At 38.0% G+C, this 14,274-nt stretch carries 15 protein-coding genes; 13 read left to right on the top strand and 2 right to left on the bottom strand.

Going from position 1 to position 14,274, the window contains the following annotated elements; genetic code table 11:
- Positions 1-9 precede the first annotated feature (9 nt).
- From OZX56_RS08175 to OZX56_RS08165, 3 genes are read left to right on the top strand one after another with little or no spacing between them, the layout of a single operon-like run.
- Positions 10-882, top strand: a complete 873-nt coding sequence (locus tag OZX56_RS08175) for a PTS sugar transporter subunit IIC (protein ID WP_277125661.1) — start codon at positions 10-12, stop codon at positions 880-882.
- Positions 883-884: 2 nt separating this feature from the next.
- Entirely contained in the window at positions 885-1,730 is an 846-nt protein-coding gene (locus tag OZX56_RS08170) for a PTS system mannose/fructose/sorbose family transporter subunit IID (protein ID WP_277125663.1), read from the top strand.
- 25 nt (positions 1,731-1,755) lie between these two features.
- Positions 1,756-2,049: a DUF202 domain-containing protein gene (locus OZX56_RS08165; RefSeq protein WP_277125665.1), complete on the top strand. Its 294-nt coding sequence runs from the start codon at positions 1,756-1,758 to the stop codon at positions 2,047-2,049.
- A 56-nt stretch (positions 2,050-2,105) separates the two neighbouring features.
- Here the strand turns inward: OZX56_RS08165 and OZX56_RS08160 are convergent, their stop codons facing one another.
- A complete protein-coding gene (locus OZX56_RS08160) occupies positions 2,106-2,870 on the bottom strand; it encodes a DeoR/GlpR family DNA-binding transcription regulator (protein ID WP_277139538.1) in 765 nt (254 codons plus the stop codon).
- A 167-nt stretch (positions 2,871-3,037) separates the two neighbouring features.
- Here OZX56_RS08160 and hxlA point away from each other — a divergent pair, with 167 nt between their 5' ends.
- The 10 genes from hxlA (at position 3,038) to OZX56_RS08110 (ending at position 13,549) form a co-directional block, all read left to right on the top strand.
- Positions 3,038-3,667 (top strand): 3-hexulose-6-phosphate synthase, encoded by a 630-nt coding sequence (hxlA, locus tag OZX56_RS08155; RefSeq protein WP_277125670.1) that lies wholly within the window; start codon positions 3,038-3,040, stop codon positions 3,665-3,667.
- Between the two features lies 1 nt (position 3,668).
- On the top strand, positions 3,669-4,232 hold the full coding sequence (gene hxlB / locus OZX56_RS08150) for a 6-phospho-3-hexuloisomerase (RefSeq protein WP_277139537.1): 564 nt from the start codon (positions 3,669-3,671) through the stop codon (positions 4,230-4,232).
- 158 nt (positions 4,233-4,390) lie between these two features.
- A complete protein-coding gene (locus OZX56_RS08145) occupies positions 4,391-4,882 on the top strand; it encodes a PTS glucose transporter subunit IIA (protein ID WP_277139536.1) in 492 nt (163 codons plus the stop codon).
- A gap of 25 nt (positions 4,883-4,907) precedes the next feature.
- The gene (locus tag OZX56_RS08140; RefSeq protein ID WP_277139535.1) at positions 4,908-5,753 is read left to right on the top strand and encodes a PRD domain-containing protein; all 846 of its coding nucleotides are present in this window, start codon (positions 4,908-4,910) and stop codon (positions 5,751-5,753) included.
- A complete protein-coding gene (locus OZX56_RS08135) occupies positions 5,754-7,166 on the top strand; it encodes a PTS transporter subunit EIIC (RefSeq protein ID WP_277139534.1) in 1,413 nt (470 codons plus the stop codon). It abuts the gene before it with no gap.
- Positions 7,167-7,928 carry a ChbG/HpnK family deacetylase gene (locus tag OZX56_RS08130; RefSeq protein WP_277139533.1) on the top strand — a complete coding sequence of 254 codons (762 nt, stop codon included), beginning with the start codon at positions 7,167-7,169 and terminating at the stop codon, positions 7,926-7,928.
- Between the two features lie 173 nt (positions 7,929-8,101).
- Entirely contained in the window at positions 8,102-9,079 is a 978-nt protein-coding gene (locus OZX56_RS08125) for an amidohydrolase family protein (RefSeq protein ID WP_277139532.1), read from the top strand.
- A gap of 35 nt (positions 9,080-9,114) precedes the next feature.
- Entirely contained in the window at positions 9,115-10,092 is a 978-nt protein-coding gene (locus OZX56_RS08120) for an NAD(P)-dependent oxidoreductase (RefSeq protein WP_277139531.1), read from the top strand.
- Between the two features lie 153 nt (positions 10,093-10,245).
- Entirely contained in the window at positions 10,246-12,159 is a 1,914-nt protein-coding gene (locus OZX56_RS08115; protein WP_277139530.1) for a beta-glucoside-specific PTS transporter subunit IIABC, read from the top strand.
- Complete coding sequence (locus OZX56_RS08110) at positions 12,146-13,549, top strand: glycoside hydrolase family 1 protein (protein WP_277139529.1); 1,404 nt, start codon at positions 12,146-12,148, stop codon at positions 13,547-13,549. Before OZX56_RS08115 ends, OZX56_RS08110 begins: the two co-directional genes overlap by 14 nt.
- A 51-nt stretch (positions 13,550-13,600) precedes the next feature.
- Here the strand turns inward: OZX56_RS08110 and OZX56_RS08105 are convergent, their stop codons facing one another.
- Entirely contained in the window at positions 13,601-14,257 is a 657-nt protein-coding gene (locus tag OZX56_RS08105; RefSeq protein ID WP_277139528.1) for a hypothetical protein, read from the bottom strand.
- Positions 14,258-14,274: the final 17 nt, after the last annotated feature.

Below are 14,274 nucleotides of genomic sequence, written 5' to 3'. Positions count from 1 at the left end.
GAGAAGAAAATGACAATTAGTTGGTTTCAAGCAGCCATTTTAGGTTTTTTTGCATGTTTGTGTTCAAATTCCTGTATGGCTGGTCAAGCAGTAGGTAATTATACAATTGGTCGACCACTAGTGGGTGGACTAGTTTGTGGGATCGTCTTAGGAAACATTCCTTTAGGAATTGCTTGTGGGGTTGCCACGCAATTAGTTTATATTGCTCTAGTTACTCCAGGTGGTACGGTTGCAGCTGATGTCCGGGCGATTTCTTATATTGGGATTCCTTTAGCAATGGTGGCAATTTCATCACGTGGCTTAAATCCGATGGGAGCTAACGCTGCTAATATGGCTAAATCGTTGGCTACATTAGTAGGGACGTTAGGTTCAGTGCTGTTTTATGCAGTAGCATTTCTAAACTTGGTTTGGCAAGCCTTTGGCTGGAAAGATATTGAAAAAGGTAAGTTAAATAATCTTTACGGGGTCAACTTTGGTTGGCCATGGTTATCACACTTGGTATTTTCATTCTTACCAACGATGTTAATGACTCACTTCGGTGCTCAAGCAGTTACTGCTTTGAGAACGGCACTGCCAATGGACGGGATTCCAATGAAGACCTTGTTCACGGTTGGAGCTATGTTACCATGTGTCGGAATCGCGATTTTATTACGGCAAATTATCAATAAGGCTTTAGACTTTATTCCATTTTTAGTTGGTTTTACGCTAGCAGCCTCACTTCACTTAAACTTGGTTGCAGTTACTGTTATATCATTACTGTTTGCAGTAATTATGTACGAAATTGAAATGGCTAAAGGTTCAGACAATTCGGGCTCCGGTGCGCAAACTGCCGCGGCCAATGATGTTCCAGTAGATGACGATGAAGAAGAGGAGGACATTTAATAATGGAAAATACTGATACAAAAAAGCTAAGTCATAAGACTTTAAGCAAATCTTTTAACTTGTGGTTCTGGGGTGCCTTAACTTGTTTTTCACAGGAGCATATGCAAACTTTTGGCTACCTGTGTTCAATGTTGCCGGTTATTAAAGAGTTATATCCTAATGATGCCAAAGCACAAAAAGATAATATTCAAGCATATACGGCTTTCTTTAATACTAACCCAATGCTTGGTTCAGTAATCGTTGGGACCACTGCCAGTCTGGAAGAAGCTCGTGCCAACGGTACTGGAATTGATGGTCAAACGATTAATGACATGCGTGCTGGTCTAATGGGTCCAATCGCTGGTATTGGTGACTCATTAATTGATGGTACCTTGATTCCAATTTTGTTAGGAATTGCGTTAGGGATGTCACGCAACGGCTCACCAGTCGGTGCAATCTTCTACATTGTCGTTTGGGATTTAATTGCTTATTTTGGTCAACGCTTCTTGTATTTCCGTGGGTATAAACTGGGTGACCAAGCAGTTAACTTCTTAGTTGGTAAACAAGGTAAAGCTGTTCGCCGCGCCATTGCCATTGTCGGTGGCATGGTTGTTGGTGGTGTGTTAGCTACTTGGGTTAACGTTACTACTTCTTTACAATTAAAGGATAGCACTGGCAAAGTTTTCTTGGATTTACAGAAGCAGCTTGATGGGATCTTTCCAGGACTATTGACAGTCATTGTGACACTGTTTTGTTGGTGGTTAATGGCTAAGAAGCATGTTTCAGCAATTTGGACGATGATTATCTTAATCGGGGTTGCCTTTGTTGGGGTAGTCTTAGGTGTATTTAACCCAGGTTTGAAGTACTAATTTTATTAAGAAAGAAGTTAAGTTGATGACTGCTGCAGAACTGACAAAAGGTTATCAAGATGAAGTAAGTTTTCAAAAAAAGATGTTGCAGAATTTGCAATATTGGTTACAGTTTTTCTTGACGATTGGTGCTATTGGCTTTGTTCTTGGTTACTATTTTTATCAAAAAACCACGTGGCTATTCGTTATCGGGACGATTATGACAGGTATTGGTGCTATTGGAGCACTGATAATTGCCTATGGACGACATCGCGGTAAGCAAAATGTCAAGTTAATTATTGCAGATTACCAAAAGCAAATGGCAACTTTAGAAAAATAGATAAAAAGGCAAAATTCAATTTGAGAATTTTGCCTTTTTTGTGCGAAAAAACAATTTTAAGCTTTACTACGAATAACCGTTACTTTTTGTTGCAAGTCTTCTAATGTTTTTGCAGGGAGATTATTATCGGTAATTAGCAAGTCGATTTTATCCCAAGATGAGTATTGACTTAACGAGGTATAAACAGCTTTAGAACTATCTGCTAAAACAATCTTCGTTTGACTATTTTGCATTATCTTTTGCTTGATTTCGCCATCGTTAAAGCTGTTACCGGTTGGACCCTGATGTTTGGCAAAGCCGGAAGTCCCTAAAAAGGCAGTGTCGATTTTAATGGTATTGAGAAACTCTAATGTTTGTGTGCCCATGACCGACATCGTAGCAGGATCAATAACTCCGCCTAGAATAATAATCCGATTTTTGCTAGCAGCAAGTTCATTGATGACGGGGATTGATGAAGTAAGAATAGTATAACCACTTTTGTTCTTTAAGGCTTTTGCAAGCCACAGTAGCGTACTGCCCGCATCAATGAAAATAACTGCTGATTTTGGCATATATTCTAGTGCTTTGTTGCAAATAGCCACTTTTTGACTTTGGTTGACAGTCATGCGCTGTTCAACAGCTGGAATATTAAAGTCATTAACTGGCATTACGGTGCCAAACCATTTAGTGATTTTTCCGTCTTTTTCAAGTTGCAGAATATCTCTTCTAATAGTTTCTCTAGAAACTGAGAATATTTTAGCTAAGGTACTAATTTTAACTGTGCCATTTTCCGAAATGTATTGTACCAACTTATTCTGCCGGTCTAGTGATTTGTTTGCCATCATGATTCTCCTCAAGCCCTACGCTACTAAGAATTATCTTAACTAATTGGAGGATAATATGCAATTTTTGTCCTAAAATGTGTATTTTTACAAATAAAAGTTGCAAATATACATAAAAATGGTATTATTTTGTTGTAAGCGATTTAGAAAACCAAGGAGGATAACAGATGAAATTACAATTGGCACTTGATGACATTAGCTTAGCTGATGCATTGGCTTTGGGTGAAAAGGTCAGGGATTATGTAGATATCTTTGAAATTGGTTCTCCATTTATTATTGACGAAGGGATGCATGCCGTACGTGAATTTAGGAAAAGATTCCCAGAAAAGGAAATTTTAGCTGATACTAAGATTGCAGATGCAGGTGATTATGAAGCTCAATTAACCTTTGACGCGGGAGCAGATTATTGTACGGTTGTCTCAATTACCGATGATTTGACGATTAAGGCGTGTGCTCAAACTGCTGCCAAAAATAATAAAAAGGTCTTCGTTGATACGATTAATGCCCATGATTTAACTAGGCGAGTAGCAGAATTAAAGCGTCTTGGTGTTGACAGCATCAGTGTGCATGTTGGCGTTGATGAACAAGCAGCTGGCGGAACTCCGCTAAACGCGCTTAAAGAAGTTAAAGCTGTCAGTGGTGACATGTTAATTTCGGTAGCTGGTGGCATTAAGCCAGCGACTGTTGATCAGTATGTTGCAGCTGGTGCTGACATTATCATTGTGGGTGGTGGCATTAACCATGCAGCTGATCCAGTGGCAGCAGCCAAAGAAATATCACAAAGGATTCATCAATAATATGAAAACAGCAAAATTACCAATTATTGTGGCAGAAATTAGTAAATATGGTAAGCAAATTGATGCAGCTCAGATAGAGGCAACCGCTAAGTTGATCTATCAAGCTCAAAGAATTTTTATTGCAGGTGCAGGTCGCTCTGGTTTTGCGGCGCGAGGTTTTGCTAATCGGTTAATGCAATTGGGACTGATCGTTTATTTTGTAGGTGAAACTACTACGCCAGCAATTCAGTCGGGTGATTTGTTACTAATTGGTTCTGGTTCAGGAAGTACCAGCAGTTTAGTGATTAATGCCAAAAAAGCTAAGCAGATTGGTGCCCAAGTGGCATTATTAACGATTTATCCAGACTCAGAAATTGGACAGATCGCAGATTGCATGATTGAAATCCCCGGTGGTACTCCTAAGAACGAGTCAGCAGATACTGATACTGCTAATTCAGAGCAGCCAATGGGGACCCTGTTTGAGCAGCTTAGCTGGTTAACTTATGATGCATTAGTTATGGAGTTAATGGACTTAACAGGTGAAACTGATGAGACGATGTTTGCGCGGCATGCAAATTTAGAATAGTAGATTTGCTTTTTTAAACCGGTTGCATAAAAAATAGAACAATGATAAACTAATTTTATTAAAAAATGGATTGTTACTCTTTGAGGCATTACCATTAGTTAATCTTTTTTGACTAATAGTAATGTTTCGAAGAGTTTTTTTGTTTTACGGAGGATATTTTGTTTAATTTATTTAAAAAGAAAACTCATGAATTTACAGTAACTGCACCACTTACGGGTAAATTAATTAACCTGACAGAAGTTCCTGATCCGGTATTTTCACAAAAATTAATGGGAGACGGCTTCGCGATTATTCCTGACAGCAAAACCACTAAAATTTATGCGCCTGTGTCTGCTAAAATAGTTTCTTTACCCGAATCTAAACATGCTGTAGGCTTGGTTACTGATGATCAAGATGAAGTTTTACTGCATATTGGAATTGATACAGTTAATTTAAAAGGTCAGGGCTTTACAGCTTTGGTTAATGAGGGTGATTCTGTTACTCAAGGTCAAGCAGTCATCGAGCTTGATCGAGAGGTTTTGGAGTCAAAGCAAGCGAACTTAACTACTATGGTTATTTTTACGAAACTTAGTTCGGACCATCAGCAATGGCAACTGGCTGAAGAGTACGGCAGTAAGGTAAAAAGTAATGATTTATTAGTGACACAGTAATTTATTTAAAAGAGAGGCTTGTTTAATGCAAGTTATCAAAAAGATTAATAATAATGTAGCAATTTGTCTAGATGATAATCAGGATGAATTGATTGCTTTTGGTAAAGGGATTGGTTTTCCTAAAGTACCGTATGAATTAACTGACTTGACTAAAATAGAAATGACTTTTTATCGAGTTGATACGAGTAACTTTAAGTTAATTAAAGAAATTCCGGATGATATTCTGCAAGTCAGTGCAAAAATTGTGAAGCAAGCCCAAGTGATTCTTCAACATGATCTTAACCAAAATATTATGTTTAGTTTAGCTGATCATCTTAATTTTGCGATAGAACGGATGCAAAAAGGGCTCGAGATAGACTATCCGTTCACTTATGAGGTCAAGACTTTTTATCCTGATGAATATCGGGTAGGTGAAATAGCAGTCCAGGAAATTAAGCAGCAGCTAAATATCCAGCTGCCTCAAGAAGAGGTTATTGCAATTGCAATGCATTTTATTAATTCTCAATTGCTTACAAGCCAGCAATCTAGTGAAAACAATTTTGATTATATTGTCGAGTTAACAATTAAAGAAATTGAAAAAGAATTTAATCTAAAAATAGATCGGAATGCGTTTATTTTCAATCGTTTTGCAACTCACTTAAGGTATTACTTAAAACGGGTCGAGCATGATGAGCAAATTAGTGACGGCTCTAGTAAATTTGTTAGGAAAAGTATTAAACAAAATTATCCTAAGGTTTACCAATGTACGGTTAATATTGTTAATCAGATCGATCAAAAGTTGGGAACAACTAGTACGAATGATGAGTTATTTTACTTGATGATATATGTTCAAAGAATAGTTACACAGACCATTAATAATGAGGGGAAATAGATGAGTAAAAATTATAATAATCTTGCACAACAAATTATTGAACTAATTGGGGGCTCAAGTAATGTCGTAAATGTTACACATTGTATGACCCGTTTACGTTTTAATTTGAAGGATATGAGCATTCCTAAAGATGACGAATTAAAGAAGCTAACTGAAGTATTGGGAGTAGCTCGTTCTGGCGGCCAATATCAAATTATTATTGGTCAAACTGTTAATGAAGTTTACGATGCAGTGGTAAGTGTAGGAAACTTGAGCCAATCAGCACCGATAGAAAAACAGATTGATCAAGTTAAAATCAAAAAAACTTGGAAAGATATTGGAAATACTGTTCTAAACAAAATTGCAGGTAGTTTAACCCCATTAATTCCAATGCTGATTGCGGCTTCAATGTTTAAAATGTTGGTTGCGGTTTTGGGACCGACGATGCTCAATGTGCTTTCCGTTCACAGTGATCTATATCGTTTATTTAGTTTTGTTGGTGATGCTGGATTTTACTTTCTGCCAATTGCAATTGGCTATACTTCTGCCAAACAATTCGGTACTTCACCGATTTTGGGGATATTCTTAGGGGCAATTATGCTGGATCCCGAGTTAGTTAAGATTGTTAGTGCTGGAAAACCATTTACAGTTTATGGTATACCAATGCATTTAACGAATTATGCTAGCAGTGTAGTACCAATTCTATTGTCAGTTTGGATAATGTCGTATGTTGAACGCTTCTTTAATAAGCATATAACGGCATCCTTGCGAACAATCTTTGCCCCAACTTTAACTATTGCAATTATGCTGCCGCTTTCTTTATGTGTTTTAGGGCCTTTAGGCGGTTTTTTAGGAGAATATGTTTCTAAAGGAATTATTTCATTTGGTCAAATGGGTGGCTTAGCAGCGATTATTGGTGTTGGGCTGATTGGTGCCTTCTGGGAAATTTTAGTCATGACAGGTATGCACTTAGTGATGATTAGTGCCATGATTACGATTGTTGCTCAAACTGGTCACGATAATTTCATTTTACTTGGTTCAATCGCTGCTAGTTTTGCTGTTGCGGGAATGAGTCTGGGTGCAAGCTTACGGTTAAAAGATAAAAAAGAAAAGTCCTTAGCCTTTAGCTATTTTGTGGCCAATATAATTGGTGGAGTAACCGAACCAGCTTTATATGGATTGGCAATTAAGTATCGCAGACCATTCTTAGGTATGATGATTGGTGGCTTTATCGGCGGAATTTATGCTGCGATTACCCATGTTAGTGCATATGTTGTAGTGCCAGTAGCTAATTTTATGAGCTTAAGTTGTTATGTTGGTGGTTCAACCGCTAATTTCATTAATGGAGTTATTAGTGGGGTAATTGCTTTTCTAGTAGCAGCACTTGCAACTTATCTAATCGGCGTTGTGCCAAAAGGTAGTGAGGTAAAATAAATGCGTAATTTAATTATTAGGGCAGATGACTTAGGATATTCTAAAGGGGTTAATTATGGCATTTATGAGTCGATCAGGCATGGCATAATCAATAATGTTGGCGTAATGGTCAATATGCCAGATACGCAGCACGGCTTAGACTTGTTAAAGGGACTAGACCTTGATATTGGTATGCACACAGTGATTTGTGCAGGTAAGCCGCTAACTGCACCGGATAAAATCCCTAGTTTAGTCACAAGTGATGGCTTCTTTAAAAGCTCCAAGGTATATCGCCAAGCTAAAACAGATTTAGTTGATTTAAATGAGGTCGTACTTGAAATTGAGGCACAATATCAGTACTTTTTAAAAATAGTTGGCAAAAAACCTGATTATTTTGAGGCACATGCTGTATATAGCGCTAATTTATTAAAGGGCTTAGAAATAGTGGCTAATAATCATGACTTACCGCTGTTACCGTTTGATTTAAATTTGGATCCAGTATTGTTTAAAGAAAAATATACAATTACTACTTTTATGGATAGTATGCAAGATGGCTATGATCCATACCAAACTTTTAATAAGGTGATCGAGTTTGCGGCTAAAAGTGAAAAAGACAATATTCCTATGATGGTTTGTCATCCTGGATTTTTAGATCAAAGCATTATTAGTCAGTCTAGTTTGACTATTCCGAGAACTCAGGAAGTGGATTTTTTGTGTAATCCAAAGGTTAGAGAAATGGTATCGAATAAGCAGCTTAATTTGGTACGGTATTCAACACTATAATTGTTTGTAAATATATAAAAATGAGCTAATCTGCTTTAAAAGTGGATTAGCTCATTTTAATTTGAAGTGTTTGGGTAGGTATCGAATAAAAAAACGCTAGTTTCTTGCAGGTGATATGTTGTATAGGTTATGGTGAGCAGGTAAAGTAAACTAGGTCAGGAGGACTTTTAATTATGAAGAAGATTGACGGACATTTCCATTTGGTGCGTTCACTGGCTGGATTCAATGGTAAAGGTGCGATGAATCCGTTAGGCAACGGGCAAGTTGTTTGGGATTATGATGGCTCAGTTATTAAGTTGCTTCCAGATGGTTGGGGTGAAGATGATTTTACCATTGAGTCAGCTTTAAGGGTAATGGATGACCATGATGTTGCTAAGGCGGTTTTACTACAAGGTAGCCTTTATGGTTATCAAAATTACTATGCTTACCAAGCAGTTAAGGCGCATCCTGATCGCTTTATTGGAGCATTTTCAGTTGATCCGTTTAGTGAACATTATATGAAAATTGTTCAAAGATATGTTGAAGATCTGGGATTTCGTGCAATGAAATTTGAAGTAAGTCAGGGTGGCGGAATGCATGGTTATCATATGACTACACCATTTCGCCTGGATACTGATCCTCGCGTTGGCCGGATTTTTCATTTTGTTAGTGATTATCCAGGATTTGTAATTACTGTAGATTATGGTGATGCGAGTCAATATAGTTACCAGCCTGAAGCAATTGCTAATTTAGCTAAAATGTATCCTAAACTTGATTTTGTAGTTTGTCATCTATCGTTTCCGAATGCTGATCATCTTGATCGTTTGCAAAATGCACTTGAGCAATGGCAACCATACAGTAATATCTATACAGATATTTCGGCAATTCAAGATATTGAGGGTGAAACTAACTTTCCATTTCCACGTTGTCAAAAAGATATTGCATTAGCCAAAGAAATTTTAGGAGCTAAGCGGATTATTTGGGGAACAGACTCGCCTTGGTCAGCTACTTTTAATAGCTATGAAGAGTTGGCTACTTGGCTAGAACAGACTAATATTTTTACTCCTACTGAATTAGTTGATGTCTTGTATAATAATGCCGAAAAAGTTTACTTTAAAGATGCGGCGATTGCCGCTGTAAAGAATACTAATGATTCTGCTTTGAAAAATTAGTGCAACAAAAAGATTGTTATTGTGGAAAGGATATTATGGCAAAATCAAAAGTTTTAGTGACCGGAATTATACCGGAACAAGGAATTAAAGAGCTGCAAGATGTATTAGAGGTCACATATTCACCTGCTAAACCATTTTCTCGTGAATATGTTTTAGCACATTTACACGAGTATGATGGCTTATTGCTAATGGGGCTAAAAGGTGACCAAGAGTTGATAGCTGCTGGATCTAATCTGAAAATTATTGCCACCAACGGTGTTGGCTTTGATCACGTTGACATTGAATATGCAAAGCAAAAAGGAATTGTAGTTGCTAATACTCCCCAGGCTGTTAGAGTCCCGACTGCGGAGATGACGTTAACTTTATTATTGGCGACAGTACGGCATTTACACGAATATGACAAGACTATTCGTTCGGGTAATTGGATTGATGTTAGTCAGCTGCAATATATGGGGATGGGTTTAGCTTCAAAAACTTTGGGAATTTATGGTATGGGTCGAATTGGCAAAACCGTAAGTAAATTTGCCCAAGATTTGGGAATGCAGGTAATTTACCACAATGTCCATCGGTTAGCACCTGAACTAGAACGAAAGCTAAAAGTTGAGTATGTTGATTTTGATACCTTGGTTAAAACGTCAGATGTTATTACTCTGCATGCACCAGCGACGCCAGCTACTAATGGTAAATTTGATAAAGCCGTTTTTGAACGAATGAAAGATACCGCATACATAATTAATGTGGCTCGTGGTTCTTTAATTAAGCAAACTGATTTAATTGAGGCTTTAAAAGAGCACAAGATTGCTGGTGCGGGACTTGATGTCTTTGAAACCGAACCAGAAGTTCCAGAAGAATTGCGTTTACTAGATAATGTCGTCTTGTCACCGCATGCAGGGACAGGTACTCTAGAAGCAAGGATCGCAATTGCTAAAGAGGCTTCAGCAGATATAATTTCATTATTAAGAGATGACAAAGCTAAAAATATGGTCAATGATGTTACAAAATATATGAATTAGTAGTAGTCAAATTTATTAGCCAAGTATTTTGTTATTAAAGATTCATTCTGAGTGCATATTTTAGGCAAAAATAAGCAATCTACGGTAAAATTTATTTGTTTAAAATAGAGGTTTACTGTTATATATAGTAAAGTTTAATGAAGGAAATAAATCATGGATTTTCAAGCTTTAGCTAACAACATTTTAACGAATGTTGGTGGCAAGGATAATGTGGTAAGTCTAGATCATTGTTTTACTAGATTGCGTTTCGTTTTAAAAGATGATTCCAAGGCTAATGGTGATGAAATTGCACAATTAGAGGGTGTAATTCAAGTCATGCGGGCCAATGGCCAATTCCAAGTGGTGCTTGGTAATAATGTTGGTAAAACATATGATGTATTAGCACCAATGTTAGATCAGAGTGACTCTGGTTCTACGCAACATTCAGATGATAAAACAGGTATTGGTAATAAAATAATTAATGCGATTGCGGCTATTTTTACGCCAACGATTCCGGCTCTAGCAGCGTCTGGAATGATCAAGGGTGTTTTGGCAATCGCGGTAATAATTGCAACCAATGTCTACCATACCGATATTACTAAGTTTGATACCTATATCATCTTTAATGCTGCATCTGATGCGCTCTTTTATTTCATGCCAATAATTTTGGCGCGTACGTCTGCTAAGGTGTTCAAAACTAACGAATATATTGCAATGGTAATTGCGGGTACGCTTTGTTACCCTTCAATTGTTGAGTTAATGACGGGTAAAGGTGCAGTTACGCTTTTTGGCTTACAATTAACCAAGGCTAGTTATACTTCATCAGTAATTCCAATTATTATTGCGGTCTTTATCTTGGCGTACTTAGAACGTTTTATTGACAAGATTATGCCAGAAGTACTAAAAATAATTATGGTTCCAACCTTATGTTTATTAATTATGGTTCCGGCAACTTTAATGATTTTTGGTCCGATTGGCATCTATATTGGTAACTTTATTAATTGGCTATACTACTTGATTATGGACTTCAGTCCAATTTTATTAGGTGCCTTTATTGGGGGAATTTGGTGTGTACTGGTTATTTTTGGTGCGCATCGGGCAATTGTGCCAATTGGCATAAACGATGTTGCTAAGACTGGTCATCAGAATCTATTAGCTTTTGCTGGTGCAGCCAATTTTTCGCAAGCTGGTGCAGCTTTAGGCGTATTTTTAAAAACTAAAAACAAAAATCTAAAGACAGTTTCTGCTTCGGCAACCATAACTGCGCTGTTCGGGATTACTGAACCAGCTATTTATGGTGCTAACTTACGATTGAAGAAGCCGATGATTTATGCAGTAATTAGTGGTGCTCTTGGTGGTGCCTTGATGGGTTGGGGCGGTGCTTCAGGTAATGCCTTTTCTAACCAAGGGGTTTTGACCGTTCCAGTATATGCTAGTGCAGGTGCTAAAGGCTTCGCCTGTTACGTAATTGGTTGTCTGATTGCCTTTTTCGGGGCTTGCTTGTTAACTGTGATTTTTGGCTTTGAAGATTTACCAGAAAAAACTGTTGCGGCTAATGGCGAAGCAGCGGCTGTTACAGATAGTTCAGTTAAAGTGGCAAGTCCGATAACGCTAGCAACTCCAGTTGCTGCTCCACTTAGTGGAGAGGTGGTTGCTTTAAGTCAAGTTGCTGATGCGGTTTTTGCCTCAGAGGCAATGGGCAAAGGTGTGGCAATTTTGCCAAGCAGCGATGAAATTGTTGCTCCAAGTGATTGTGAAGTAAAAGTATTATATCCAACTCTGCATGCAATTGGCTTGGAACTTACTAATGGACTTGAATTACTAATTCACATTGGTAAAGATACAGTTGAACTTAAGGGAAAATATTTCACTAGCCATACTGAAGTTGGCGCACATTTGCATAAGGGTGAGCCAATTGTCACTTTTAATAGTGCCGAGATTAAAAAAGCTGGCTATGATTTGACTACTCCAGTAGTAATTACTAACGCAGATCCAGCTGCCCAAATTGAAGTTACGGCTTCAGGTACTGTGGCAGCAACTGATAATTTAATGAACTTTAAAGGTAAGATAACTAATGAAGAAATTTAACAAGGACTTTTGGTGGGGAGCATCCTCATCAGCCTTTCAAATTGAGGGTGCTTGGGATGAAGCTGGTAAAGGTGAATCTGTTGCTGACTACAATTCCTTTAAGCATTCTGGGCAGCAGGCCGATACTAAGGTGGCTAGCGATTTTTATCATCATTATCGTGATGATATTAAGTTGATGAAGCAAATGGGAATGAAAGTTTATCGCTTTTCGATTGCTTGGACTAGGATTATTCCCGATGGCGATGGCGAGATTAACCAAGCCGGCATTGACTTTTATAATAATGTCATTAATGAGCTGCTCGCTAACGATATCCAACCTTTTGTAACCCTCTATCATTTTGATTTGCCGCTAGCTTTAGCTAAGAAATACAATGGCTGGGCTAGTCGTGACTGTGTGGCGGCTTTTCGTCGTTATGCGCAAGTTTGTTATCGTGCTTTTGGTGACCGAGTTAAGTATTGGCAAGTCATTAACGAACAGAATCTGATGATTCGTGTTAACGAACGGATGAATATGGATGATGTTCCGGCTGCTGAAGCCGAAAAAGTGCGAGCACAAATGGATTATCACATGTTTTTAGCTTGTGCATATGCAATGGCAGATTGTCATGAAATGGTTGATCATGGCAAAGTTGGCCCAGCGGTTTCGTCAACAATGACCTATCCAGTTAGTGACCGTCCACAAGATGTTTGGGCTGCGCGGATGAATGATAATTTTAAGACGAATTATGCGCTGGAAATGTATTGCTTTGGCAAATATCCGGGCTATTATGTCGATTACTTGCAAAAGATGCAGATTTATCCTGAAACTCAGTCCAGTGATGAAGCAGCTTTGCGTGCTGCAAAGCCTGACTTTATCGCGGTTAATTATTATCGCACGCTGGCTGCTGAGTATTTGCCGGTAGATGAGCAGCACGTTTGGGGACAGCGTCAAGGTGATGTTGACTTTAATTTAAATGGTTATTTTAAAATTCAGCCCAATGAGCATTTGCAAGCAACTGAATATGGCGCTCAGATTGATCCGACTGGCTTTCGTTTAGTTTTAAATGACTATTATGAAAAATATCGGTTGCCAATGATTATTACCGAAAATGGCTTAGGGACTGCTGATGAGTTAACCAGTGATGGTCAAATTCATGACCAATATCGAATTGATTATCTTAAAGCTCACATCGAAGCCTGCTATGATGCAATTCAAGATGGTGTTGAATTGTTCGGTTATTGTCCGTGGTCGGTGATGGATATCTTGAGTTCACATCAAGGCTTTAAGAAACGTTATGGCTTTATTTATGTTGATCGAACTGACTTTGATCTGAAAGAATTGCGCCGAATTCCCAAAGATAGCTTTTATTGGTATCAACAAGTAATCAAGAATAATGGAATTGCTGACTAAATAATTTTGATTTTAAAAAAACGATCCGTGATGGGTCGTTTTTCTGTTCAATTAAAATTTAGTTTCCAGAATATCATCTTCTGGACGATGTTCTTGAATGCGCAAAACTTGCCAAGGAAAACTAGTGGCAGGTTTAGTCAAATTGATGGTTAATTGCTTGTCTTGGTAGGTGAAGTTAAGATCAATTCTTTGCTCTATCCATTCAACGCGATTGGGTTCCTGGTCGATACCTGAAACGATAATTTGCTCAGGCAGTGGCTCACTAACAAAGACATATTTTTGATAAGCTGAATGGCGATTTTGTAAAACGCAGCTATCATTGCTGGCGCTAATACTGCTAGGTTGTCCTTCATTCAACGCATGACCAAAAACATGCATCCAGTCGTTAAGCACGGCTAACATTTGCTTGTCTGCGCTAGTTAAATCGCCATCTTCAGTAGTGGTAAGATTAATAATAGTTGGCCTGGCATTGAAGCGACTTTTGACTACGGTGTCGATGACATCATTGGCGGTTAGGTCACTACCATTTTGATTTTTTACCAAGGCAATAGTGTATTTATCACAAGCTGGTTGAAAGTCAACTGCTTGGTTATCACTACTGATGGCTCGAGCGCCAACATTTCGTGCGGTTTTAACTAAGAAGTCGGTATCAACCTTTTTAGCATTTTTTAGTTTAAAATTTAAGATAATTGCAAAATCAGAATTCATTAATTCTCTCCTTAAGA

Source organism: Lactobacillus sp. ESL0684 (genome assembly GCF_029392675.1).
Lineage (GTDB): Bacteria > Bacillota > Bacilli > Lactobacillales > Lactobacillaceae > Lactobacillus.
The sequence above is the reverse complement of the archived record's forward strand: the minus strand, read 5'-3'. Positions and strand labels throughout refer to the sequence as shown.

Bases quoted from the DNA above. Each gene is read 5' to 3' on its own strand.
- hxlA (WP_277125670.1), top strand. From the start codon at position 3,038: ATGAAATTACAATTGGCACTTGATGACATTAGCTTAGCTGATGCATTG.
- OZX56_RS08115 (WP_277139530.1), top strand. From the start codon at position 10,246: ATGGATTTTCAAGCTTTAGCTAACAACATTTTAACGAATGTTGGTGGC.
- OZX56_RS08110 (WP_277139529.1), top strand. From the start codon at position 12,146: ATGAAGAAATTTAACAAGGACTTTTGGTGGGGAGCATCCTCATCAGCC.
- OZX56_RS08165 (WP_277125665.1), top strand. From the start codon at position 1,756: ATGACTGCTGCAGAACTGACAAAAGGTTATCAAGATGAAGTAAGTTTT.
- OZX56_RS08170 (WP_277125663.1), top strand. From the start codon at position 885: ATGGAAAATACTGATACAAAAAAGCTAAGTCATAAGACTTTAAGCAAA.
- OZX56_RS08130 (WP_277139533.1), top strand. From the start codon at position 7,167: ATGCGTAATTTAATTATTAGGGCAGATGACTTAGGATATTCTAAAGGG.
- OZX56_RS08160 (WP_277139538.1), bottom strand. From the start codon at position 2,870: ATGGCAAACAAATCACTAGACCGGCAGAATAAGTTGGTACAATACATT.
- OZX56_RS08135 (WP_277139534.1), top strand. From the start codon at position 5,754: ATGAGTAAAAATTATAATAATCTTGCACAACAAATTATTGAACTAATT.
- OZX56_RS08125 (WP_277139532.1), top strand. From the start codon at position 8,102: ATGAAGAAGATTGACGGACATTTCCATTTGGTGCGTTCACTGGCTGGA.
- OZX56_RS08120 (WP_277139531.1), top strand. From the start codon at position 9,115: ATGGCAAAATCAAAAGTTTTAGTGACCGGAATTATACCGGAACAAGGA.
- OZX56_RS08175 (WP_277125661.1), top strand. From the start codon at position 10: ATGACAATTAGTTGGTTTCAAGCAGCCATTTTAGGTTTTTTTGCATGT.
- hxlB (WP_277139537.1), top strand. From the start codon at position 3,669: ATGAAAACAGCAAAATTACCAATTATTGTGGCAGAAATTAGTAAATAT.
- OZX56_RS08140 (WP_277139535.1), top strand. From the start codon at position 4,908: ATGCAAGTTATCAAAAAGATTAATAATAATGTAGCAATTTGTCTAGAT.
- OZX56_RS08105 (WP_277139528.1), bottom strand. From the start codon at position 14,257: ATGAATTCTGATTTTGCAATTATCTTAAATTTTAAACTAAAAAATGCT.